We start from the raw sequence: 21,745 nt of genomic DNA, 5'->3' as shown, positions 1-21,745 counted from the left end.
TCCTATAAGACTGGCTCGCCAGGGATACAAACAGAACTAGCTATGCCGAGCAAGGTCGAAGGATGGAAAGACGAGGTCTACGGTAACGAGATCCGCGAGCATCTACTGGAGTTCGCGGAAGAGGGATGGGAGTCTATCCCGGAAGACGAACACGACGCGTGGTTCGAGCGCTTCAAGTGGTGGGGACTGTACCACCAGCGGTCGGGTCAGGAGTCGTATTTCATGATGCGTATCGGGACACCGAACGGCGTCATCAAGCCCGGCCAGCTCGAGGTCATCGGCGAGGTCGCCCGGGACTACGCCCGCGGTCCCGCCGACAACCCCGAGTTCGGTCCGGCCGTCTGTGACTGGACGACGCGCCAGTCCATCCAGCTTCACTGGATAAAACTGGAGGATATCCCGGACATCTTCGAGAAACTGGAATCCGTCGGCCTCTCGACCCAGCAGGCCTGCGGTGACTCCTGGCGCAACATCGTCGGCTGCCCGGTCGCCGGCAAGGACACGCACGAGCATATCGACGCTTGGCCCGTCGCCGAGGAGCTCCACGAGACGTTCAAGGGCAACGACGACTACGCGAACCTCCCCCGCAAGTGGAAGGTGGCCGTCACCGGCTGTGACGAGGGCTGTGGACAGGGCGACATCAACGATCTGGCCTTCGAGCCCGCCGAGAAGCACGGCGAAGTCGGCTTCAACGTCCGCGTCGGCGGCGGCCTCTCCCGGAAGGAAGCCCGACTCGCCCGCGACATCGACGTCTGGGTCCCGGCCGACCAGGCCGCCGACGTCGCCCACGGTATGTCCGCGCTGTTCAACGAGTACGGCGACCGCGAGGACCGCTTCAACGCCCGCATCAAGTTCCTCATGGACGAGTGGGGGCCCGAGAAGATGCGTCAGGTCCTCCAGGACGAGTTCGTCGACTTCGAGCTCGAGACCGCCGGCGAGGACATGCGCGACCAGTACACCTACAACTCCGGCGGCCAGACCGGCCACAACGACCACGTCGGTATCAACGAACAGCCCGACGGCAACTACTACGTCGGCCTCAACGTGCTGGTCGGCCGGATGGGCGCCGAAGACACGCTCGAACTCGCCGAGCTCGCCGACGAGTACGGCTCCGGCGAAGTGCGGCTCACCCAGCGCCAGAACGTCATCATCATGGACGTCCCCGAGGAGAACCTCGAGGAGCTCAAGAGCGAGCCCCTCCTCGACGACTACTCGCCGACCCCCTCGCCGTTCATGCGTGGCTCCATCGCCTGCACCGGCACGGAGTACTGCTCGCTCTCTATCGTCGAGACGAAGAACCGCCAGGTCCGCTACGCCCGCTGGCTCAAGGAGAACGTCGAACTCCCGGCGGACCACGAGGACTTCCACATCCACCTCTCGGGCTGTACGGCCTCCTGCGCCCAGCCCCAGATCGCCGACGTCTCCCTGCGCGGGATGAAGACCCGCAAGGACGGCGAACCGGTCGAGGCGCTCGACATCGGCCTCGGCGGCGGCCTCGGCGAGGACCCGCGCTTTGCCGACTGGGTGGAGATGCGCGTCCCCGCCGACGAGGTGCCCGGCGCCATCCGAAACCTCGTGAACAACTTCAAAGAGCTCCGCGAGGACGGCGAGACCTTCCGTGACTTCGTCGAAGCGCGTGACGAGGAGACGCTGGCCGACCTCGTGGAACCCGAGGAGACCGACTACGACGACCCCTACATGCACAACACGAAGATGACGTGGTACCCCTACGCCGAGGACGACGACATGAGCGCCTCGCCGGCCCCGACCGACGGCAACGGCCAGCCGCTCAACTCCGACGACTGAGGCGTTCGGTCTCCCTGTTTTGGCCGGTCAGTGACCGCTACATCGGGGTGTCAGACTGCACCTTGTACGTCTTTGCCTTCTCGTAGCGCTTGTACAGATACACCAGTGGAACGGGGGCGAGGACGAGCGCCAGCAGGTATCGCTCTTTCGCGACGGCGTAGCCCGACAGCGCCGTCACCAGCAGAATCGAGACGTGGCTGTATATCCAGAGCCACCGCGTCAGCGACTCGTACTCGCCGTAGCAGTAGGTGTAGTAGAACGACTCTATTCGCTCCGGCATGGTGCCGTCATGTGTCCTCCGGCATGTAAAATTTACAGCCGTCGGCCGCTGTGCAACATGTTGAACGAAGCTTCAACCCCCGATACCCGAACTACCAGCCCATGCAGGAGACATACGGGAGCGGCCGCGGAGCGTTCGACCCGGAACTGACGGTGGCGGAACTGAAGTCCAGAAACGCCGTCCTGTTCTGGACTGCCACAGCGAGCAGTCTGCTGTTCGTCGTCGCGCTCGTCGGCGTCGTACTGGACCCCAGAACTGTCGCAGGCGGCGAGGCCGTCTGGTTCAAACCCATGCGGTACGCGATGGCGATGGCGCTGTTCACCGGGACGCTGGCGTGGCTCACGCCGCATTTCTCCCTCTCGGACCGACTCTTTCGCGGCGCTTCGTGGGCAGTTGCGTTCGCCGTCGTCTTCGAACTCGCTGCGATCGCCGGGCAGGCCGCCCGTGGCGTGGACGCCCACTTCAACCATCCGGCCGGCTTCGACAGACTCGTCTACCTCCTGATGGGGGTGGTCATCGCCAGCATGACCCTGCTGGTCGCGGCGCTGTTCGTCGCGGGGACGTGGACGGGGTTCGACGTGCATCCGGCGTTCTCGCTGGGCATCACGCTCGGCGGCCTGCTGTTCGTGGTGGGTTCGTTCGAGGGCGGCGTGATGTCGGCGCTGACCACCCACACCGTCGGCGGCGGCTACACGCTCCCGGTGGTCGGCTGGACGCTGGTCGGTGACTTCCGGGTCGCACACTTCGTCGGCCTGCACTCGTTGCAGGTGCTCCCGCTGGTCGGCTACCTATCGGCCATCGGCGGACAGCAGGGGCGAATCGACCGTCCCCGGCGGCTCGTCTGGCTCGTCGGACTCGCGTACACGGGACTGTTGGCCGGCGCGCTGGCGCTCGCTCTCTACCCGGTGCTCGGATGACGGTGTCCCAGAACCGGTGATTTACGGCGGCTCGGGCGCGTTCTGACCGACGAGGAACCATTCGAGAATCCGCTCGGAGCCACGCCGAATCGTCTTGCTCGCGGTGGACTTGTCGACGCCGATTATCGCCGCCACGTCCGCGAGCGTACACTCTCTGGGCACGCTGAAGTACCCCTCCCGGAGCGCCACGGAGAGACACTCCCGCTGGCGGTCGGTCAGGACCGACGCCGACTCCCGGGCGCTGACGACCGAGACGACCTCGTACGCCTGCTCTCGCCCCTCCAACACCGCGCCGATGCGCTCGAACTGGTCGCGGTCCACCGTCACGTCGAACTCCATCACGCCGTTCTCGACGACCACTGGGAACTCGGGCGGGACCGACACCGCTCGCAGATAGTTGAAGAACTTCCGTTCGGTCCACTTGAACCGGGCGAGCAGCCGCTCGGCGTCCGCGTGCAGTTCCTCGTAGCCGGTGATATCCGGATGGGTCCGAATCGCGTCGCCGGCGGCGGTGGGCTCGGTACCGACCGTCGCCCCCAGCCCCAGCACCCCGTCGGCGACCGGCGTGGCAGTGAGGAGTTCGAACCGCTGCTGTGGGAACGCCGACGATATCTCGCCGATCCAGCTGTCGGCGACGAGCTCTTTCCGGAACCGTGCGCTGACCATCTCCGCTGTCGAGCTGTCTCCGGTCACTGTCGACAGGACACATTCGACTGTAGTGTGAAAGCGTTTCCCACCCACGATAGCACGCAGTCCCCGGAAGTTGTTAGGCCAACCGCTCGATGCGGTCGAACGCCCGCCGGCTCGGTTGCGCGCCCGCGCCGTACTCGAACCGGGAGAAGCAAAGTTAATCAACGCCAGTAGTTTAGCTTCGACTGGCAGCGGGAGGCCGGCCCCCGTGGCGAGAGCCATGAGGAAAGTCCCCCCACCCGTCGGACAGGTGACCGGGCACAAGCCCGGGGCGGGAGACCGTCGGCTATGGAACAGCAACGACACGTCGTCGTGGGACCGATGAGGTGCGCGAATCCCGAGCGAAGCGCCGTGGTGCCGTCCGCTGAAGCGAGGGAGAGCTAACCCACCGAGGACCCGTACCGTGGCTCGCCATCCGGCGTGTCACGCTCCCCACGACGGACCGATGGAACGGCGAATCCTCACCGGTGCAAGGGCGCGTCGACAGGTAGTCCGACACCGCGCGCAAGCGCTCGGACGCGACCGCTCAGCCGAATGCCGGCCCGAACAGAAGGGGGCTTACTCCCCGCAGCCACGATTTACCATCACGTCGAGTCCGACCGATAGGCAGCGAGCGCCGGGTGACCGGTCTGGGTAGGTCGATGGTTACAAGCCGGCTCCGGCACCAGTCGGAGATATGCCCGCCGACGACCTCATCGACGCCGTCCGAGACGACCAGCAGACCGAGCTCTCCCGGCTCGGTTCCTCGAAGACCCTGTACGCGGACACGCGCGGGGAGATGGAGCCCGACGCCGTCCACGCCGCCGCCGCGGCCCGCGAGGCCGCCGCCGCCGGGACCTTCGAGGCGTGGGCCGACGACGAGAGCGACGACGCGGCCGCCGAGCTGTTCGCCGACGCCGCCGCCGACGCCGCCGCCCGCCGGGGCGACACCGACCCCGCCGACCGCGACTTCTCGATGCACGACGTGCTGGCGGATCTGACGACGACAGTCGAGCGACTGGGCGGCCTCGTCGGCTGGACGCTCGTCGACAAGAAGGTCAAAGAACAGCTCACCGGCTTCTTCACCGGACAGGCCGACCCACAGACCGCGAGCACCTACCGCAGTGCCGGCGGCGAGGTCGAGGAACTGCGGGCCGACGCCGCCGGTCTGCTTGCGGAGGTCTGCGAGGGTGACGGGGAGTGGGACGCCGCGGAGGCGGCCGCTATCGACGTGGTCGCGGCGGCCTACGACGACTACGTCGAGACGCTCGAAGAACTCGGCGTGAACCCGAAGAACGTCTGCTGAACCAGTCGAGACGGTACAGTCGTCACCACGGCCACAGCAGCGACTGAGGTTCGACTCGACTCCGTCGACATATCGCGCAGGTTTCCGGCGCCTTCTCCGTCCCCTCGCGTTTGAACCTAATCCTTTTCTTTCACTCGCTAGTCTTTTTGTTCGCAAAAAATGTAATGAAACTATGGAATCGATCGCGTTTATATCCCGGTCACCCATTCGTGTCGCGGTGCTATCGTCGCTTTCAGACGGACCCAAGCGGCTGCACGACATTGTCGAGGATGTCGACGGGCCCCGAACGACCGTCCGCGACAACCTCAAACAGCTCACGGAACGCGGTCTGCTCGAAGAGGACCCCGGGCGCCGGTATCAACCGACGACACGGGGGCAACTGGTCTTCGAACTGTATCGGACTTGCGAGCAAGAGACTGCGGTGTTAGAGCGTCTCGACCCGTTCTTGACCCACGTTCCGACCGATGCTCTCCCCGACTCGATAGTACTCTTTCGGGACGTCAACCTCGTCGCCCGGTCACTAAGCGACCCGTACAATCCCCTCTCGACCCTCGCTGACCTGCTCTGTGACACGGCACAGATACGCGCGCTCATGCCTATCGTCCCGGCACCCGTCTCTGCCGCCATATTCAGTTCCCCCGAGGCGACCCCGCTGTCAGTACGGCTCCTCACCGAAGGGCCGACCGACTTTCTGCTCGCCGAACAGTCCGACAGCGACCCGGAACCCGCTATCACAATCCGGCAGACCGAGACGCCGCTCCCGTTCGGCCTCGCCGTCAGCGAGGAACGCGTCAGTGTCTGCTGTTTCGACGACGAGATGGTCGCGAGGGCACTCATACACACCGACGACGCGGCCGTCCGTCGATGGGCTACACAGACGTTCCATCGATACTGGGGCGGGGACGAGCCTCATCCTCCATATCCGGACCGGATGTCGTACTGACTCGGACAGCCGGGTTGCTCGCCGCATCGGCCCGCCACCGACTGTTCCGGAGCAGTTCGATACCGCTCGCCACGGTTGTCGACCGTGGTGTCGGTCCGGGAACTGACGAGGCACACGCCACCACCGTGACGACGGCTCTGGTCTGGGTGGACACTGGGCACGGCACGACTGTGTCCGCCCACGGGAAGTGACAGATGACGAAGGTGTCGTCAGCGGCGACAGCCTCGACGATCGACCGGGCTCGCGACAGTGACGGCCCGCTCGTCAATCATGAACTGCCAGTGATTGGCGGGTGCGGACTATGATACTCCCGCCGGCACACCTATCCGGTACGGATGGACATCACGAAGCTGATGAATATCCGTTATCTACCGATGAACGCACTCTCGCAACTCAAGAAGCGAAGTCGAACTGCACTCAAAACAACGGCTGCCGGCGCGACTCTCCTCACGCTCGCTGTGGGCGGCGCTGCTGCACAACCGGACCAGGCGGCCGCGGCGGCAGATCTCGTTAGCGGGAACGCGCTCCAGATCGCACAAGACACGGCCGATTCGAGCACGGCGTACCTCGGCGAGCGAGCCGGCGACTGGGTCCGCTGGGTTCTCAGCGAGACCGGCGAGTGGGTCCGCTGGGCTGTCAGCGAAGGCGCCGAGCAGAACTGATCAGGGCCGGATAGTCGGACACCACCGACGAGTTACGCCTTCGCCGAGCGACTCGGCCGGGGCGCTCACTTGTACAACGTTCAGACGGTGTCGAGACGAAGTCGAGGCCGTCGGTCAGTTATCCACCCCGAGCGGCTAAAGTCCCTTCAGCCCTAGCACTCACCAATGAGTGACGCAGGCGGCCCCCTCTCCATCGACCGTCCGGACGCCGACACCGACTTTCGCGTCGACGCACCGTTCGACCCGGCGGGCGACCAGCCCGAGGCCATCGAACAGCTCGCGTCGGGATACCAGCAGGGGATGGACACACAGACCCTGCTCGGCGTGACGGGGTCGGGCAAGACCAACACCGTCTCGTGGGTCGTCGAGGAGATTCAGCAACCGACGCTGGTCATCGCCCACAACAAGACGCTGGCCGCACAGCTCTACGAGGAGTTCCGCAATCTGTTCCCGGACAACGCCGTCGAGTACTTCGTCTCTTACTACGACTACTACCAGCCCGAGGCCTACGTCGAGCAGACGGACACCTTCATCGACAAGGACGCCTCCATCAACGACGAAATCGACCGGCTGCGCCACTCCGCGACCCGCTCCCTGCTGACCCGGGACGACGTCATCGTGGTCGCGAGCGTCTCGGCCATCTACGGGCTCGGCGACCCGCGCAACTACATCGACATGTCGCTGTCAATCGAGGTGGGCCAGGAGATAGAGCGCGACGAGTTGCTGAAACAGCTCGTGGACCTGAACTACGAGCGCAACGACGTGGACTTCACGCAGGGCACCTTCCGGGTGCGCGGTGACACGCTCGAAATCTACCCGATGTACGGCCGCTACGCCATCCGCGTGGAGTTCTGGGGCGACGAGATAGACCGGATGCTGAAGGTCGACCCGCTGGAGGGGGAAGTAAAGAGCGAGGAGCCCGCCGCGCTGATTCACCCCGCCGAGCACTACTCCATCCCCGAGCAGCGACTGGAGCGAGCCATCGAGGAGATAGAGGAGCTGCTCGAACAGCGAATCCGGTACTTCGACCGCCAGGGCGACGCCGTCGCCGCCCAGCGCATCGAGGAGCGGACGACCTTCGACATCGAGATGATGCAGGAGACGGGCTACTGCTCCGGTATCGAGAACTACTCGGTCCACCTCTCGGACCGCGACAGCGGCGAGGCGCCGTACACCCTGCTCGATTACTTCCCCGAGGACTTCCTCACTGTCGTCGACGAGTCCCACCAGACGCTGCCCCAGATTCGGGGCCAGTTCGCGGGCGACAAGAGCCGGAAGGAGAGCCTCGTCGAGAACGGCTTTCGCCTGCCGACCGCGTTCGACAACCGCCCGCTCACCTTCGAGGAGTTCGAGGCAAAGACCGACCGGACGCTGTACGTCTCGGCGACGCCGGCCGACTACGAGCGCGAGGAGAGCGAGCAGATAGTCGAACAGATCGTCCGGCCGACCCACCTGGTCGACCCCGCCGTCGAGGTGGCGTCGGCGACCGGACAGGTCGAGGACCTCCTGACCCGTATCGACGACCGGACCGACCGGGACGAGCGGGTGCTGGTGACCACCCTGACAAAGCGGATGGCGGAGGACCTCACCGAGTATCTGGAGGAAGCGGGCGTCGACGTGGCCTACATGCACGACGAGACCGACACGCTCGAACGCCACGAGCTCATCCGCTCGCTCCGACTGGGCGACATCGACGTGCTCGTCGGTATCAACCTCCTGCGCGAGGGGCTGGACATCCCGGAGGTCTCACTGGTCGCGATACTGGACGCCGACCAGGAGGGGTTCCTCCGGTCGGAGACGACGCTCGTCCAGACGATGGGGCGGGCGGCCCGCAACGTCAACGGCGAGGTCGTCCTCTACGCCGACGAGCGGAGTTCCGCGATGAACGCGGCCATCGAGGAGACACAGCGGCGACGGCGCATCCAGCAGCAGTACAACGAGGACCACGGCTTCGAGCCGACGACCATCGAGAAGGCGGTCGGCGAGACGAACCTGCCCGGGAGCAAGACCGACACCGGCGGCGTCGCCGGCGAGGGACCGGCCGACGACGAGGAGGCCGCCCGCCAGATTCAGGAGTTGGAGACACGTATGGAGGAGGCCGCGAGCAACCTGGAGTTCGAGCTGGCCGCCGACATCCGGGACCGCATCCGCGAACTGCGCGAGGAGTTCGACCTCGGCGGCGAGGACGAGGGCGGCGTGCCCGCGCCCGGACCCGACTTCTGAGTTTGGCGGCCGGTCAGAGGACTATCGTCTTGGTCGTCAGGAACGACTCGATGGTGACACCGAGCCCCTCCCGGCCGATACCGGAGTCCTCGTTGCCGCCGTAGGGGATATCCGCGAGGCCGTGGCTCGGCGCGCCGTTGATGCGGACGGCGCCGGCGTCGATGCGGTCGGCCATCGTCATCGCCCGGTCGTAGTCGCTGGTAAACACCGACGCGTCCAGCGCGAGGTCGCCGCTGTTTGCCACTTCGATGGCTTCTGTCTCGTCCTCGACTGGAATCACCGGACAGACCGGGCCGAACTGCTCGTCGGTGACGATGTCGGCCTCGCGGGGCACGTCGGCGAGCACGGTCGGCTCGAACCAGGTGCCGTCGCGGTCGCCACCGCGGACGACCTCGGCCCCGCGCTCGCTGGCGTCGTCGACGAGTTGCTCGACCCAGTCGGCGTGGTCGGCGTCGATGAGCGGTCCGATGTCCGTCGACTCCTCGAAGAGGTCGCCCCGGTTCCACTCGCCCATCGCCGCGTCGATGCGGTCGGCGAGCTCGTCGTGGACGGAGTCGTGGGCCAGCACGCGGCTGACGGCCGAGCAGCGCTGGCCGGCGTACTTCAGGCTCCCCTTCGCGGCGGCCGCGGCCGCTTCGTCGAGGTCCGCATCGGGAAAGACGACCAGCGGCGCGTTGCCGCCGAGTTCCATGTGGAGCTCGACCATTTCACTCTCGCGGGCGATGTGTTTGCCCGCGCCCGACGACCCCGTCATCGCGATGGCGTCGATGCGCTCGTCGCCGGCCAGCGCGTCACCCACCTCGCTGCCGCGGCCGGTGACGAGGTTGACGGCGCCGTCCGGGAGGCCGACCTCGTCGACGACCTCGGCGAGCATGGCCGCGCTGACGGGCGTGTTCGAGGCGGGCTTGAGCACGACGCTGTTGCCGGCGGCGAGGGCCGGTGCGACCTGCAGCGCCGCCGTCGCCAGCGGGTAGTTGTAGGGGCTGATACACAGCACCGTCCCGACGGGCTCCGGTCTGACCAGCGCCTTCCACCCCTCGTGGCCCGCCGTCGTCCCCTCTCGGTAGCTCCCCTCGACGTTGCGGGCCTCCTCGACCGCCCGCCGGAACCGCTCGGCCGCCGAATCGACCTCGCTCCGCGCGCTCGGTATCGGCTTGCCGGCCTCCCGGACGATGGTCTCGGACAGCGCCGCCGTCCGGTCGGCGATGCCCTCGGCGATGGCCGAGAGCCACTCGGCCCGTTCCGGTATCGTGCTCTCGCGCATCTGCCGCTGGGCCCCGACGGCCGACTCGACGGCGCTTTTGGCCTGGCCGTGCCGGGCCGCCGCGACCGTCGCGAAGGTGGTCCCGTCCGTCAGGTCCCGTACCTCGATTCCGTCCTCGCTGTCGTGCCACGCGCCGCCGATGTACAGCTGCGTCGGCGGCCGGCCGTGGTCGGTCTGTTCGTATACCATGGGTAGTGTGGACTGTCGGTGCCGGAGCCCTCGTTTCGCTGGAACTCGCGCCGCGGTGTCGACAACCGAATGACAGCTTCCGCCGCCGCACGTATTACTGTTGCCTCGCACGAAGGAACGTCGGCCGACGCGGGCACCGGGTTTATTCTGTGCGCTGTCGTTGTGCCAGTATGACTGTCTACGAGACCGACGTGCCCGGCGTCGGCAAGAAGTTCGAGGTGGAGATCGACAGCGAGGAACGGCTCGTCATCCTGTTGCATCACGACGGGAAGCGGGAGGTGTTCCACAAGGCGGACCCCGACGCCGACGCCGAGCGGTTGTTCTCCCTCTCCGGACAGCTGGCCCGCAAGGTCGGGGCGATCCTCCAGGGGGCGTACTTCCAGCCGGTCGAGACAGACGAGGTGGAGGTGCCGCTGGGCGAGGCCATCATCGAGTGGCTTGACGTGGGCGAGGGCGCAGCGCTCGTCGACCAGACGCTCGCCGAGGCGGCGATACGCCAGCAGACCGGGGCCTCCGTCATCGCGATCCAGCGTGACTCGGAGACCCTCCCCAACCCGGGGCCCGAGGAGACGGTCGCAGCCGGCGACATCCTCGTCACCATGGGGACCCGCGAGGAGCTCGAATCGCTGGAAGCGCTCGTGGAGTCGAGCGACGCCTGAGATGGCCGAGCTCCTGCTGGAAGTCGGTATCGCGCTGACCGCCGTCGCGCTCGCCGGCGCGCTCGCCAACCGCGTGGGGCTCTCGGTCATCCCCGCGTACATCGTCGTCGGCATCCTCATCGGGCCGAACCCGCCCCAGTCGATTCTGGGGATGTCCCTGACGCTCGTGGCCGACGGCGAGTTCATCCAGGTGCTCGCCGAACTCGGCATCGTCTTCCTACTTTTCTTCCTCGGACTGGAGTTCAGCGTCGACCAGCTCCTCCGGGACCGCGGCCGCATCAGCGCCGCCGGCGGCGTCGACTTCGCCATCAACTTCGGTCTCGGCGCCGCAATCGGACTCGCCTTCGGCTGGACGGTTCTGGAGACGCTGTTTCTGGCCGGGGTCGTCTACATCTCTTCGAGCGCCGTCATCACCAAGTCCCTCATCGAGGAGGGGTGGATCGCCAACGCCGAGAGCGGCCCCATCCTCGGGACGCTCGTCTTCGAGGACATCCTCATCGCGGTGTATCTCGCGATACTCGCGGCCGTCGCCAGCGGCGGTGACCTCGAGTCCGCCGCCGTCTCCGTCGGCACGGCCTTCGTCTTTCTGGGCGCTATCACCGCCGTCGCGTGGTACGGCACGGACTGGCTCGACCGCTTCTTCCGGGCGGGGTCGGACGAGCTGTTCCTCCTGCGTGTCGTCGGTGTGACGACGCTGGTCGCCGGGGCCGCACTGGCGCTGGGCGTCAGCGAGGCCGTCGCCGCCTTCTTCCTCGGCACCGGCATCAGCCAGACATCCCACGTCGAACGCATCGAACACATCGTCGCGCCTGCACGCGACATCTTCGCGGCCGTGTTCTTCTTCAGCATCGGGCTGTCGACCGACGTGACGCTGCTTTCGGGTGTCGCCGCGCTGCTCGCTGTCGCGGTCGTCGTGACCACTGTCGGCAAGTTCGTCAGCGGCACGCTCTCGGGCCGGTTCTACGACCTGGACCGCCGGCGCTCGCTGCGCGTGGGGCTGGGACTGGTGCCCCGCGGGGAGTTCTCGCTGGTCATCGCGACGCTCGCGGCCGGTATCGGCACCGGCCGCCTCGCGACCGTTCTGCCCGCGTTCACCGTCGGCTACGTGCTGGTGATGAGCGTGCTGGGGTCGGTGCTCATCCAGCAGGCCGACACCATTACCGACGCGCTGGCGCCGTCGAGCGGGTAGCTCGGCGGTAGCCGTCCGTGACCGTGTGGTGTGGCAACGCTTCCCGGCACCGATAACTCTATATGCTGGTGTGCTATACCATAGCACGTATGGCGAGCGCACCGAGATCCGACGAGATGTTCGACGAGTTCCTTTCGCAGCGCGGTCACGAGGTCGACGACGTTGGATGGGAAGAAAACTACAACAAGAAGCAGTGTCCCGACTGTGGCGGGCTCCACGAGTCCGCCGCGAGCGAGTGCTCGGTGTGTGGCTGGACACCGGTAAACTGACTCGACGTCCGTCGCGGTCCCGGTTTTTCCGCTCTCGGCTGTCCGAAAGAGTGCCAGCTACCCCCCTGGTTCACCCTCGGCTGCCCGGTCGGTCCGGCGCTGTCACCGTAGAGCTCGCGCCCGGCCGACCGGGGTCAGGAGTCGGCCGGGCGTAGCTCGAAAGAGAGAGAGACGTGGAATGTCACACCGCGTCGAGTGACGCGTGCAGGAACATCCCGATGACGAAGTGCCTGTATGCCGCTTCCTCGATCCGTGACGCCGCCGTTTCGGCGTCGTCGATCGAGTACTGTTTGGTCTGCACAAGTTCGTGAACGGTGAGCGTGTCATCCGCTTCGAGGTCGTGCAGACGCGGATACACCGTGCCCGGACTCAACTGCGCGTCGAACAGACGCGACAGTGCCTCCATGAGCCCTGTCCCGTGTGTCTCATCGTCCGACAACGCGATCATCGCGAGCAGGATTTCGTCCAGACTTTGGGTCACAAGACCGTCGTCGACGGCGATGTCGCCATCGGCGATATCGTCGATGACCGAAGCCAACAGCGACTCCGGGATGGCGTCGTGACTGGCTATACCATGGGCGCTTGGGTCGCTCGTCCCGACGAGGGGGGTCAGTCGCTCGTCGGGTCGGTCGCCCATCGTCTTGCCCGTCGTAACGCGACGGAGGTTGTCTCCGGACATCGTTTCACCTGGACGGAATCCGCAACTGGTCCTTCTGCCGGCATCGGCATATAAACCCCTCAGTGTTTTCGGAGCGTGAAACAACCACCCGGCTCGTAAACGTTTATATGAAATGGGGAGTAGGAATGTGTAGTGGCAGAGGACAAGAGCATCGAGGAGATCCTCGATACAATCGGTGACCAGCACGCTCGGCGCGTACTGGCCGCAATCAGTCGCGAAGCCCAGTCCGCAAAGGAGCTCGCAGAGGAGTGTGACCTCTCTTTGCCGACCGTGTATCGACGTATCGAACTCCTCGACGAGTACGATCTGGTCACAGACCACACTCTTGTCGCCGAGGACGGGAACCATTACAAGGTGTACGAGTCCAACTTCGAGTCGACAGTCATCTCGCTCGAAGACGAGGAGTACAAGGTCCGAATCTATCGCGAGGAGAACCTCCCGGACCGGTTCAGCCAGCTGTGGGACGAGCTAAACCCCGAATGACCATGGACGGACGGAACTGACTATGGAGGACGGGGTCGTCATCGCACGCGGCGCGCTCGTGTTGATGCGGATGGTCGTGTTCGGCCTGACGCTCGGTATCACGCTCATCAGCTTTCAGGCCTACCGGAAACGCCCCTCCGAGCGGCTCCAGTACGCCTTCGTCGGCTTCGCCTTTATCAGCATGGGCGTCGCCATCACCAGCGTCATCACGCAGCTGTCGACCGGCCAGACAGGCGCCCTCGCCGGCGTTTTCTTCCAGATGGCCGAGACCTTCCCCTTCATCATCGGCTTTTCGATGCTGTACGTCTCGCTGTACCGGTAGGCGATGTGACATTCCATAGCTATATATTCGTTGACAGCAACGTCTCAGTAGATGCTGTCAGCCACGCACGACAGTATCGGAGAGAGGGTATGCCAGAGTGCCAGAACTGTGGGTCCTTCGTAACGAAGGACTACGTCCGTGTGTTCACACCGTCCGACACTGATGACCCTCGGGTCTGTCCCGCCTGCGAGGATATGATCCGCGACGGGGCGGAGGTCCGAGAAGCACGTTCACCACGGCAACCGTAGCATCGTCACACGACCGCTCGTTCGGCTGTCGAAACGACCGCAGGCGCTCGTCTGTCGGTCGTCGATGAACGACAGTCGACGGTTTCCACGCCGTTTTTCCAAAGCACGTTGTTTATTGGGGCGGCCCTCTAGTATATGTGCAATGACTGATTCCACCACCGAGGTTGTCCGCCTGTTCGGTGGGCCGGGGAGCGGGAAGACGACTGCCCTCCTCGACCGCGTCGAGGAGTTGCTCGAAGACGACGACGTCGACTTTCGGGACGTGCTCGTGGTCTCGTACACCCGGGCTGCGGCGGCCGAGATCCGTGAGCGACTCGCCGAACGACTCGACGTGACTCCGCGTGCCCTCCAGGGGAACGTCTGTACGATGCACGCGAAAGCGTACGAACTGCTCAACCTCTCCCGTGGCGACGTGGTCGGCGAGAACGACAAGGAGGAGTTCTGCGACCAGTTCGGCATCGACTTCGAGGACGAGTACGAGGGGTCGCGCCGACGCTCGGCCCGCTCGACGACGCTCGGCAACAAGATTATCGCGACGAGCCAGTGGCTCCAGCGGACCCGCCGGGACGTGGCCGACTGGTACGACGTCCCGTTCAAGTGGGACGAGGAGGAGGTCCGCCTCCCCCCCGAAATCGACGACAACGCCCAGACCGGCAACAAGTACACGCCGACGTGGCCGACCGACGACGACCGCGTCGACGTGCCCGCCGCGATTCGGGGCTGGCGGACCCACAAGGGCGACAACGACCTGACCGGCTTCGCCGACATGCTCGAACGGGTCGCCCAGCGCTCGCTGTTGCCCAACGTGGACTACCTCATCATCGACGAGTTTCAGGACATCACGACCCTGCAGTACGACGTCTACGACGAGTGGAAACCCCACATGAAGCGGGTTCTCATCGCCGGCGACGACGACCAGGTCGTCTACGCCTGGCAGGGCGCCGACCCCGACCTCCTGCTCGAAGAGACGGTCACGCAGGACGAGATACTCCCCAACTCCTACCGGCTCCCCTCGCGCATCCTGAACGTCGTCAACCGCGAGGTACGCCACATAGAGAAACGCCAGGAGAAAGACCTCAACCCCCGCAAGGAGGGCGGTCGCGTCGAGGCGGTCCAGAACCCCTCGATGTTCGACCTGGCGCGAAACGTCATCGGCACCGTCGAGCAGTCCGACGAGACCGTGATGGTCCTGTTCCGGGCCCGCTACCAGATGTTCCAGTTCATCGACGAGTTCATCGACGAGGGCATTCCATTCTCCTGTCTGACCGACCAGCGGATGTGGACCGACCGGCTCAGCGAGTACGTCGCCGCCGTCGAGGCCGTCGAGAACGACGAGCCCCTCTCCGTGCTCGAAGCCCGCCGACTGGCCGACATGCTCGCCGACTCCGCCTTCGGCACCGGCGAGCGCGACGACCTCTTCGACGCGCTGGAAGACATCGAGGAGGACCACGAGGCCGACGACATCGCCGAAATCGACATCGAGCCCGACGTCGTTACGGAGCACGTCCCCTTCGTCCCCGACCCGGCCTCCGCCAGCGACATGCTCCGGAAGGTGACCAACTTCCAGGAGCGCACCGTCGGCGCCTACTTCACCGGCGACTACCGGGGCATGGACCCCGACCGCGTCCGTCTGGGTACCATCCACTCCGCGAAGGGTCGCGAGGCCGACCACGTCTTCGTCGCGACGGACCTCACCGAGAAAGTGGTCGAACAGATGGCCGCCACGGTCGACCAGAAGGGCATCGAGGTCCCCGAGGTCGACGAGTTCACCAAACACACCAGCCCCGTCCCCACGCTGACCGACAACGAGCGCCGCGTCTTCTACGTCGGGATGTCCCGGGCCCGCGAACGGCTCGTCCTGATGGAGAACCTCGTCGACGGCGCACCGACACTGCCCATCGACGTGTTGCTGGAGAACGCCCCGAGCGAGCGCTCCATCGACGAACTGCTCGACGAGGCCGGCAACACCATCGCCGCCGACTGACCGCTACCGCTCTTCGGTGTCGGACTCCTCGGTCTTGACCACTTTCCCCACCGTCTTCTCCGCGACCATCCCCGGCAGGTCCGTCGGCGTCGTGAGATACTGCTCGACGGCGACCAGCCCGACCGCGATGCCGACGTAGGCCAGCCCCGCGACCAGTTCCCCGCGAACCAGATGTTCCGCGCCGAAGAGCCCGATCGGGATCGCCAGAACCAGCGTGGCTGCGAGGCCGATCGTCTCCAGAATTCCGCGTGCCATGGCTAGCGACTGGTCGGTGCGGGTGATAAGGAACGCGGGTCTCGCCCGTCGTCGACGGTTCTCCGCCCAGCACGACCGCAGACAGCCAGACAGCCTCTCTCGCAGTCGACTGAACACTCTGGGCACAACGGCGGAAGCTCACACGCCAGTGACTGCCAGTGGGCCATACGTTCTTATTCCCAGCCGAAGAATCACGACCCATGCTAGTCGGTATCGTCTCGGACACGCACGACAACGGCGAACAGGTCGACGCGGCGGTGGAGACGTTCGAGGACGCCGGGGCCGAGGCAGTCGTCCACTGCGGCGATTTCGTCGCGCCGTTCTCGGTGACCCCCTTCGACGGCGACTGGGAGTTTTACGCCGTTCGGGGGAACAACGACGGCGAGTGGGCCGTCGAGTCGACCGTCGAGGACTTTGGCACCTACATGGGCGAGATGGGCGAGCTCACGCTCGGCGGGCAGGAGGTCGCCGTCTATCACGGCACCAGCGGCGCCGTCGTCGACGCACTGGTCGAGTGTGGCACCTACGACTACGTCTTCCACGGTCACACCCACGAGGCCGGGACCGAGGAGTACGAGGGGACGGTGCGGGTGAACCCCGGCGGGATTTCGATTCCCCCGGCGCCGGGCGCGTTCTCGGTCGCGACGCTGGAGACGGGGAGCGAGGAGCTAGCGTTTCACGAACTGGGGTGATCAGTCGGCCGACGCGCCGGCATCTGTTGGCGTACGAATCGGGAACTGAAACGAGAAGTCGACGCTCTGGGCACCCGCCCGGAGTTGTGGCTTCTTGCGCTGCCCGTCGGCTTCGAACTCGATGACGCCAAGTGATTCGAGCTCTTTCAGGTTCCGATGGACGTCGCGGTAGTCACGGTCGACGACCGCAGCGGCGTCTTGGATGCTCTCGGGCCGGTGTTCGACAACCGCTTCGATGAGCTTCAGATTCCGCTCGCGCATCAACTGCTCGACGTCGCTGTACGCCTCGAAGTTCAGGATGAACCGGGCGTCCTGCTCGATAGCCGCGCCGGCCTCGCCGGCCTCGGCTCGCTGCAGTCGTCGCTGTGCCGCGTCGCGGTGGGTCTCGCGTTGCCTGAACGTGATTTTGAGTGAGTTGTCTGTCATTGTCGGGATTCCACCTCATCGACGAATTTCTGCCGAAGTGCCGACATTCCGGGGAACTCGATCGCCTGGATACCGTCGGCCGTGTGTCGCTCGTGGCGTCCGGGCGTCTCGTTCTCGTTGTCGTAGCGCAGGATAGTTCCCCGGCCGTCGGTGTAGCCGTAGTGGAGCGCGTAGCGATAGCCGCTCGGAAACTGCGGGTCGTCCGTCTGCAGTATCTTCCGACGGATGACCGTCTCGCCCACACGGTCTTCGACGTCCTCGACCACCGTGTAGCTCATCGCTACACTATGGTACGAATCCCATAGTCATAACACTATGGGGGTGGGTCTATATCCTGTCGGGAGAAAAATAGCTCAGACGTCCGGTTCGACGACCCGGTTTTCGCCGTCGAAGTGTGCGGAGTTGTCCTGCGGGCGGTAGTTCAGGACCTCTTTGGCGCGGTCGATGGAGTAGTACTTGCGGTCGTTGTCGGAGATTTCGCCAGACGGGTAGTCTGGCTCAGTCGACGTTTCGCTGCGCGAAAACTTACGACACCGTAGACGGTCTCACAGTCGGTAGGTGGCCTGTCCAGTCAGTCGATTCGGTCCAATCAATGACCCGAACGACAGAAGTTCCCGATAACGACGGACAGCACCGATTAGAACCACTGGAACCGAGTAGCGCCAAGTCACTGTATCTTGAATCCCGTCAGGACGACTTGGCCGACCGTTCGCTCGAAATGCACGAGAAACACGTCGGCTCGTTCGTCACCTTCTGTGACGACAACGAGATTATGAACATGAATGACGTGACAGCTCGGACAGTCCATGAATACCGTCTGGAAATCCGAGAGGGGTTCCAACAGTCGACCCTGAGTATCTACCTCTCGACGGTGCGTCAGTTCATTCAGTTCTGTGAGTCGATTGATGCCGTCGAACCCACTGTATCGGAGCGAATTGTGTTACCCGACAGGGACCGAACAGCCCGAACTGAAACCTTGGAGAGTGATGACGCGACGGAGATTCTCTCCTACTTACGGCAGTATCACTATGCCAGTCGAACCCATGCCTTGATGTCCCTACTATGGCACACTGGAATCCGAACAGGCACCGTACAGGGGCTTGATGTCTCCGACTTCGACGGCGAACGTGAGCGGCTACGTATTCGACACCGACCAGAGACTGACACACCACTCAAGAACGGGGACCGAGCGGAGCGATACATCGCACTGTCTACCGAGGTAAGCGATGTCCTCAGTGACTATATCAGCGAACATAGACACCCTGTGACTGACGACAATGGCCGTAATCCATTGTTCACGACCAAGCGGGGCCGTCCTGCAAAAAACTCTATCAGACGAAATATATACGCTGCTACAAGGCCCTGTGCGACGGGACGGGGATGTCCACACAACAAGGACCCCGACACCTGTGAAGCTGCACAACGGACTAACGATGCCTGTAAGTGCCCGTCGACGGTATCGGGCCACCCTGTCCGTCGTGGGGCAATCACCCACCATCTACGTCAGGATGTCCCCGAGAAAGTTGTCTCGGACAGGATGAACGTCTCTCAGGACGTGTTGGACCAGCACTATGATAGACGGACTGAGGACGAGAAAGCTGAACAACGTCGCCAGTTTATCGACAACCTCTAAACGTCGTTGTCGAACCCCGTTTTCGACACGTCAGGTATGGGGTCAGGCCACTCAAACAGGCAAACGCTCCCCCAATCGCTCTCGATTCCGAATAGAGTACAGACCCAGTGGTCCAAGACCAGCACCACCGAGTAGACTCATCCATGCAACCATATTTCTCATTTCTCTATCCGACTCGTATTCCTCTTTAGTTATCTCACACGGTCCTACTGGTTCATTAGCGTCAACAAATTCAAGACGGTCACATCCTTCGGGAATAGAATTAGAATAGAAGGTATCAGCAACTCCAATCCCAATTACCATTGCAATGATTACACCCACGATGACAGCCACACTATAGACACCAATTGTTTTCAGTCCCTGCGTCGACGCTGCTTGCTCTCGTTCGTCCTCTGGGATAGTCTGGTCAGGACGTGCTAACAGATACAATAGGACTCCAACGATACCGAATAAAACCGCTATAACAGTCCAGACACCCTCATCAACACCACGACTGTAGGCGTCTCGATACACTGCGATAGCCAGTACTCCCTGGAAAAACAGCCCGATCAGTAACAGTCCAAGTATCATATACCATGTGCTTGTCAGTCTCCTACACTTCAACGTTTGTGAAAGTATGAATAACGTCTACCCTACGCAGTCAGAAGTGGCGAACGAGCTATCTTGAATACATTGTTATGTCTGACTCAGTAAACTAGCCTCCAGTTATATCAAAATTCATATACACATCAAATTACTATTGGGTATTTGATACAGTGTCTTGCAGACTCCCCAGTGTATCTGTCTCAGAAAGCAAGAAGGTAGGTCACATCTGCCTGTTTATAGATCTCGGACCCAGCAGTGAGCCATCCCTATAGCCACTCACAACGGCGTGAGGGCTGTGTCAGGAGCATTAGATAGTAACCGAGAGGGATACATCATATACTAAATTTGGATAGATTTGAACCCCCTTCATACTATTATTTGTATAAGAAGCAAATCTATCGTTACTATCTCGACTGAGCTGCTTCAACCACCGAACGTTTCTACTGATTGCTGTTGATGGGGGGATGGGGTGTGCCGATGAAACTTTTTGGGGTACGTAGTACCCTTTTTGAAGGGGTTACTCGACTGTTAAGGAGAGTAACGCATCGTTGCTGTAAGCAACGCTCCTTACACTGAATCGACCGTAGGGAGATTCATTGTCCAATTACTACTGAACAGCAATTCTACATTGACACTGGCGTATTCAGTATTTACTACGAAGATTAGTGAGTATGTAGTATCTCAGGTCTTCAGATCAAGGGAGACTGGTGTAACTACAGTAGACAGGGTATAGACTAGAATCACAGGTGCAACTACAGTAAGCCGTGCAAGGCCACATGAGACAAGAACCTAAGATACTGGTATTATTACACTGTCTATGGTCGACTCACAAATGTCAGAAACAAAATATTAATTCAGAATAACAAGTAACAATCAAGGATGACGACTGATAAGACCGCTATTGAAGCAGCCTGTGACCTTGGTTATATCCACACTTCTTGGGAAGGGTACCGCAGACTAAATGAAGATCTCCAGCAGAAGTAATTAGCTCATTTATATTCTAAGGTGCTTGTGACTGTTTTCAAGAGCGTCTATACAATCCCAAGTAGGTTTCATTGTCTAACTTAGGAAATGGGACACAAGGCTTTACAGAGGATTCTGTGGCACAGGTGATTTGCCCCTCCCCAGTACTGAATAGGAAATAGGGGCCAAATTAATAGTAAGAAAACTTAGGTATATCGGGAATTTCCCAAGATATATTTGATATATGATAGTAATCTTGACTCAGTATCGGACAGTACTCGTTTCGGCTGCCTACTTAAAGGCACAATGAATATGGATTAGTCAAATACCATGCCCAATAAAAACGTTTTCTGTACCGTTTATAGTATCAGAGACCCAAACTAAATTAAGAACATAGTATGACCATCAAAGTATGGAAAACAAATCACGCCGTAGGTTCATAGTGGCACTCACCACGAGTGCTATTGCTGGGTGTTCAGGAACCACAGACCAGTCGGCGAAAACGAATTCATCTGCTACACCTACTCCCACACCTACACCTGAACTCTGTGACCACCCATATGAATCGGATGGAGAGCAAGTCAGTTATCAATATAGTCAGGCGTATGAACAACTCAATAGTATCACTTCTGTCATTGGCGATCCTAAAACGGTAGAACAGGCACAGGAATCTGTGTTCGGTGGTGGTTCTGCATTGTACAAATTACAGTGTGATACATCTCCATGTGAAAGCTCTTTTTATGACGCCATTGAGGCATTTCGTGCTGTCCAGAACCAAGCACAGACGACACGTGATGATTTCAATGCTGTTGAATCGATGGCAAAATCATGTGATATTGAACTTACTGACTACGTAACCTCAGCAACGAACAGCGGGGCAAAAGTGGCATCCCATCTAAAAACAGCGGCTGAAGAATTTGAGCAAAGCGCACAGAACCAGATAGACAACGACAATACAACCTTCCAGACTGACAGTGCTTTTGAAGCTGGTATGTCTACATACGAGCAGGCAGAAGCAATTGATGTGCCAAGTGCAACCAGCGTAGATAACCGATTAACCGTGTACAGCGGTGAGACGGCTGAATAACACTGTTCAAAA

At 62.2% G+C, this 21,745-nt stretch carries 24 protein-coding genes, 1 other RNA gene and 1 pseudogene; 17 read left to right on the top strand and 9 right to left on the bottom strand.

The genetic code is table 11. From position 1 onward, the window contains the following. The first annotated feature begins 42 nt into the window (after nucleotides 1-42). Complete coding sequence (locus NDI56_RS16090; protein WP_310920672.1) at nucleotides 43-1,806, top strand: nitrite/sulfite reductase; 1,764 nt, start codon at nucleotides 43-45, stop codon at nucleotides 1,804-1,806. Nucleotides 1,807-1,843: 37 nt separating this feature from the next. On the opposite strand, the gene NDI56_RS16085 is transcribed toward NDI56_RS16090, so the two are convergent. After that, nucleotides 1,844-2,086 carry a hypothetical protein gene (locus tag NDI56_RS16085; RefSeq protein WP_310920671.1) on the bottom strand — a complete coding sequence of 81 codons (243 nt, stop codon included), beginning with the start codon at nucleotides 2,084-2,086 and terminating at the stop codon, nucleotides 1,844-1,846. Nucleotides 2,087-2,187: 101 nt separating this feature from the next. Here NDI56_RS16085 and NDI56_RS16080 point away from each other — a divergent pair, with 101 nt between their 5' ends. Continuing rightward, a complete protein-coding gene (locus NDI56_RS16080; RefSeq protein ID WP_310920670.1) occupies nucleotides 2,188-3,003 on the top strand; it encodes a hypothetical protein in 816 nt (271 codons plus the stop codon). A 21-nt stretch (nucleotides 3,004-3,024) separates the two neighbouring features. On the opposite strand, the gene NDI56_RS16075 is transcribed toward NDI56_RS16080, so the two are convergent. Further along, on the bottom strand, nucleotides 3,025-3,696 hold the full coding sequence (locus tag NDI56_RS16075; protein ID WP_310920669.1) for a helix-turn-helix domain-containing protein: 672 nt from the start codon (nucleotides 3,694-3,696) through the stop codon (nucleotides 3,025-3,027). A gap of 184 nt (nucleotides 3,697-3,880) precedes the next feature. Here NDI56_RS16075 and rnpB point away from each other — a divergent pair. The 5 genes from rnpB (at nucleotide 3,881) to uvrB (ending at nucleotide 8,806) form a co-directional block, all read left to right on the top strand. Then, nucleotides 3,881-4,266: RNase P RNA component (gene rnpB / locus NDI56_RS16070), an RNA gene on the top strand. Nucleotides 4,267-4,369: 103 nt separating this feature from the next. After that, nucleotides 4,370-4,978 carry a rubrerythrin family protein gene (locus NDI56_RS16065; protein WP_310920668.1) on the top strand — a complete coding sequence of 203 codons (609 nt, stop codon included), beginning with the start codon at nucleotides 4,370-4,372 and terminating at the stop codon, nucleotides 4,976-4,978. 43 nt (nucleotides 4,979-5,021) lie between these two features. After that, nucleotides 5,022-5,921 (top strand): helix-turn-helix transcriptional regulator, encoded by a 900-nt coding sequence (locus NDI56_RS16060; RefSeq protein ID WP_470303418.1) that lies wholly within the window; start codon nucleotides 5,022-5,024, stop codon nucleotides 5,919-5,921. Nucleotides 5,922-6,274: 353 nt separating this feature from the next. Then, a complete protein-coding gene (locus tag NDI56_RS16055) occupies nucleotides 6,275-6,583 on the top strand; it encodes a hypothetical protein (RefSeq protein WP_310920666.1) in 309 nt (102 codons plus the stop codon). A gap of 165 nt (nucleotides 6,584-6,748) precedes the next feature. Then, nucleotides 6,749-8,806 (top strand): excinuclease ABC subunit UvrB, encoded by a 2,058-nt coding sequence (uvrB, locus tag NDI56_RS16050; protein WP_310920665.1) that lies wholly within the window; start codon nucleotides 6,749-6,751, stop codon nucleotides 8,804-8,806. A gap of 13 nt (nucleotides 8,807-8,819) precedes the next feature. On the opposite strand, the gene NDI56_RS16045 is transcribed toward uvrB, so the two are convergent. Further along, nucleotides 8,820-10,259 carry an aldehyde dehydrogenase family protein gene (locus NDI56_RS16045; protein ID WP_310920664.1) on the bottom strand — a complete coding sequence of 480 codons (1,440 nt, stop codon included), beginning with the start codon at nucleotides 10,257-10,259 and terminating at the stop codon, nucleotides 8,820-8,822. Between the two features lie 170 nt (nucleotides 10,260-10,429). Here NDI56_RS16045 and NDI56_RS16040 point away from each other — a divergent pair, with 170 nt between their 5' ends. The 3 genes from NDI56_RS16040 (at nucleotide 10,430) to NDI56_RS16030 (ending at nucleotide 12,376) form a co-directional block, all read left to right on the top strand. Then, a complete protein-coding gene (locus NDI56_RS16040) occupies nucleotides 10,430-10,918 on the top strand; it encodes a cation:proton antiporter regulatory subunit (protein WP_310920663.1) in 489 nt (162 codons plus the stop codon). Between the two features lies 1 nt (nucleotide 10,919). Next, nucleotides 10,920-12,107 (top strand): cation:proton antiporter, encoded by a 1,188-nt coding sequence (locus tag NDI56_RS16035; RefSeq protein WP_310920662.1) that lies wholly within the window; start codon nucleotides 10,920-10,922, stop codon nucleotides 12,105-12,107. A gap of 89 nt (nucleotides 12,108-12,196) precedes the next feature. After that, entirely contained in the window at nucleotides 12,197-12,376 is a 180-nt protein-coding gene (locus tag NDI56_RS16030) for an HVO_0416 family zinc finger protein (protein ID WP_310920661.1), read from the top strand. 181 nt (nucleotides 12,377-12,557) lie between these two features. On the opposite strand, the gene NDI56_RS16025 is transcribed toward NDI56_RS16030, so the two are convergent. Further along, the gene (locus tag NDI56_RS16025) at nucleotides 12,558-13,013 is read right to left on the bottom strand and encodes a PadR family transcriptional regulator (protein WP_310920660.1); all 456 of its coding nucleotides are present in this window, start codon (nucleotides 13,011-13,013) and stop codon (nucleotides 12,558-12,560) included. A 174-nt stretch (nucleotides 13,014-13,187) separates the two neighbouring features. Here NDI56_RS16025 and NDI56_RS16020 point away from each other — a divergent pair, with 174 nt between their 5' ends. From NDI56_RS16020 to NDI56_RS16010, 4 genes are all read left to right on the top strand, one after another. Then, nucleotides 13,188-13,538 carry an ArsR/SmtB family transcription factor gene (locus tag NDI56_RS16020; RefSeq protein WP_310920659.1) on the top strand — a complete coding sequence of 117 codons (351 nt, stop codon included), beginning with the start codon at nucleotides 13,188-13,190 and terminating at the stop codon, nucleotides 13,536-13,538. Nucleotides 13,539-13,560: 22 nt separating this feature from the next. Further along, nucleotides 13,561-13,860 (top strand): DUF7521 family protein, encoded by a 300-nt coding sequence (locus NDI56_RS16015; protein WP_310920658.1) that lies wholly within the window; start codon nucleotides 13,561-13,563, stop codon nucleotides 13,858-13,860. An 89-nt stretch (nucleotides 13,861-13,949) separates the two neighbouring features. After that, on the top strand, nucleotides 13,950-14,108 hold the full coding sequence (locus tag NDI56_RS21875; protein ID WP_470303417.1) for a DUF7563 family protein: 159 nt from the start codon (nucleotides 13,950-13,952) through the stop codon (nucleotides 14,106-14,108). 142 nt (nucleotides 14,109-14,250) lie between these two features. Further along, a complete protein-coding gene (locus NDI56_RS16010; protein WP_310920657.1) occupies nucleotides 14,251-16,092 on the top strand; it encodes a UvrD-helicase domain-containing protein in 1,842 nt (613 codons plus the stop codon). A 3-nt stretch (nucleotides 16,093-16,095) separates the two neighbouring features. On the opposite strand, the gene NDI56_RS16005 is transcribed toward NDI56_RS16010, so the two are convergent. After that, on the bottom strand, nucleotides 16,096-16,347 hold the full coding sequence (locus NDI56_RS16005) for a DUF7533 family protein (RefSeq protein ID WP_310920656.1): 252 nt from the start codon (nucleotides 16,345-16,347) through the stop codon (nucleotides 16,096-16,098). A 200-nt stretch (nucleotides 16,348-16,547) separates the two neighbouring features. Between NDI56_RS16005 and NDI56_RS16000 the strand changes: the two genes are divergently transcribed. Continuing rightward, nucleotides 16,548-17,039, top strand: a complete 492-nt coding sequence (locus NDI56_RS16000; RefSeq protein WP_310920655.1) for a metallophosphoesterase — start codon at nucleotides 16,548-16,550, stop codon at nucleotides 17,037-17,039. Here the strand turns inward: NDI56_RS16000 and NDI56_RS15995 are convergent, their stop codons facing one another. The 3 genes and pseudogenes from NDI56_RS15995 to NDI56_RS15985 all read right to left on the bottom strand — a co-directional run. Next, nucleotides 17,040-17,465 carry an HVO_A0114 family putative DNA-binding protein gene (locus NDI56_RS15995; protein WP_310920654.1) on the bottom strand — a complete coding sequence of 142 codons (426 nt, stop codon included), beginning with the start codon at nucleotides 17,463-17,465 and terminating at the stop codon, nucleotides 17,040-17,042. Beyond that, complete coding sequence (locus tag NDI56_RS15990) at nucleotides 17,462-17,743, bottom strand: toxin-antitoxin system TumE family protein (RefSeq protein ID WP_310920652.1); 282 nt, start codon at nucleotides 17,741-17,743, stop codon at nucleotides 17,462-17,464. Before NDI56_RS15990 ends, NDI56_RS15995 begins: the two co-directional genes overlap by 4 nt. A gap of 75 nt (nucleotides 17,744-17,818) precedes the next feature. Next, nucleotides 17,819-17,941: pseudogene (locus NDI56_RS15985) on the bottom strand (NAD(P)-dependent oxidoreductase); the annotation flags it as partial. A 116-nt stretch (nucleotides 17,942-18,057) separates the two neighbouring features. On the opposite strand from NDI56_RS15985, the gene NDI56_RS21770 reads away from it, so the two are divergent. Beyond that, complete coding sequence (locus NDI56_RS21770) at nucleotides 18,058-19,098, top strand: tyrosine-type recombinase/integrase (protein ID WP_417936025.1); 1,041 nt, start codon at nucleotides 18,058-18,060, stop codon at nucleotides 19,096-19,098. A gap of 51 nt (nucleotides 19,099-19,149) precedes the next feature. On the opposite strand, the gene NDI56_RS15980 is transcribed toward NDI56_RS21770, so the two are convergent. Continuing rightward, nucleotides 19,150-19,668: a hypothetical protein gene (locus NDI56_RS15980; protein ID WP_310920651.1), complete on the bottom strand. Its 519-nt coding sequence runs from the start codon at nucleotides 19,666-19,668 to the stop codon at nucleotides 19,150-19,152. Nucleotides 19,669-21,058: 1,390 nt separating this feature from the next. Here NDI56_RS15980 and NDI56_RS15975 point away from each other — a divergent pair. Continuing rightward, the gene (locus NDI56_RS15975; RefSeq protein WP_310920650.1) at nucleotides 21,059-21,733 is read left to right on the top strand and encodes a hypothetical protein; all 675 of its coding nucleotides are present in this window, start codon (nucleotides 21,059-21,061) and stop codon (nucleotides 21,731-21,733) included. The last annotated feature ends 12 nt before the right edge of the window (nucleotides 21,734-21,745 follow it).

This window comes from Halomicroarcula saliterrae (assembly GCF_031624395.1).
GTDB classification, from domain to species: domain Archaea; phylum Halobacteriota; class Halobacteria; order Halobacteriales; family Haloarculaceae; genus Haloarcula; species Haloarcula saliterrae.
This window is presented reverse-complemented; position numbering and strand designations above follow the sequence as displayed.

Bases quoted from the DNA above. Each gene is read 5' to 3' on its own strand.
- NDI56_RS16090 (WP_310920672.1), top strand. From the start codon at position 43: ATGCCGAGCAAGGTCGAAGGATGGAAAGACGAGGTCTACGGTAACGAG.
- NDI56_RS16085 (WP_310920671.1), bottom strand. From the start codon at position 2,086: ATGCCGGAGCGAATAGAGTCGTTCTACTACACCTACTGCTACGGCGAG.
- NDI56_RS16080 (WP_310920670.1), top strand. From the start codon at position 2,188: ATGCAGGAGACATACGGGAGCGGCCGCGGAGCGTTCGACCCGGAACTG.
- NDI56_RS16065 (WP_310920668.1), top strand. From the start codon at position 4,370: ATGCCCGCCGACGACCTCATCGACGCCGTCCGAGACGACCAGCAGACC.
- NDI56_RS16055 (WP_310920666.1), top strand. From the start codon at position 6,275: ATGAATATCCGTTATCTACCGATGAACGCACTCTCGCAACTCAAGAAG.
- uvrB (WP_310920665.1), top strand. From the start codon at position 6,749: ATGAGTGACGCAGGCGGCCCCCTCTCCATCGACCGTCCGGACGCCGAC.
- NDI56_RS16045 (WP_310920664.1), bottom strand. From the start codon at position 10,259: ATGGTATACGAACAGACCGACCACGGCCGGCCGCCGACGCAGCTGTAC.
- NDI56_RS16040 (WP_310920663.1), top strand. From the start codon at position 10,430: ATGACTGTCTACGAGACCGACGTGCCCGGCGTCGGCAAGAAGTTCGAG.
- NDI56_RS16035 (WP_310920662.1), top strand. From the start codon at position 10,920: ATGGCCGAGCTCCTGCTGGAAGTCGGTATCGCGCTGACCGCCGTCGCG.
- NDI56_RS16030 (WP_310920661.1), top strand. From the start codon at position 12,197: ATGGCGAGCGCACCGAGATCCGACGAGATGTTCGACGAGTTCCTTTCG.
- NDI56_RS16025 (WP_310920660.1), bottom strand. From the start codon at position 13,013: ATGGGCGACCGACCCGACGAGCGACTGACCCCCCTCGTCGGGACGAGC.
- NDI56_RS16015 (WP_310920658.1), top strand. From the start codon at position 13,561: ATGGAGGACGGGGTCGTCATCGCACGCGGCGCGCTCGTGTTGATGCGG.
- NDI56_RS21875 (WP_470303417.1), top strand. From the start codon at position 13,950: ATGCCAGAGTGCCAGAACTGTGGGTCCTTCGTAACGAAGGACTACGTC.
- NDI56_RS16010 (WP_310920657.1), top strand. From the start codon at position 14,251: ATGACTGATTCCACCACCGAGGTTGTCCGCCTGTTCGGTGGGCCGGGG.
- NDI56_RS16005 (WP_310920656.1), bottom strand. From the start codon at position 16,347: ATGGCACGCGGAATTCTGGAGACGATCGGCCTCGCAGCCACGCTGGTT.
- NDI56_RS16000 (WP_310920655.1), top strand. From the start codon at position 16,548: ATGCTAGTCGGTATCGTCTCGGACACGCACGACAACGGCGAACAGGTC.
- NDI56_RS15995 (WP_310920654.1), bottom strand. From the start codon at position 17,465: ATGACAGACAACTCACTCAAAATCACGTTCAGGCAACGCGAGACCCAC.
- NDI56_RS15990 (WP_310920652.1), bottom strand. From the start codon at position 17,743: ATGAGCTACACGGTGGTCGAGGACGTCGAAGACCGTGTGGGCGAGACG.
- NDI56_RS21770 (WP_417936025.1), top strand. From the start codon at position 18,058: ATGACCCGAACGACAGAAGTTCCCGATAACGACGGACAGCACCGATTA.
- NDI56_RS15980 (WP_310920651.1), bottom strand. From the start codon at position 19,668: ATGATACTTGGACTGTTACTGATCGGGCTGTTTTTCCAGGGAGTACTG.
- NDI56_RS15975 (WP_310920650.1), top strand. From the start codon at position 21,059: ATGGAAAACAAATCACGCCGTAGGTTCATAGTGGCACTCACCACGAGT.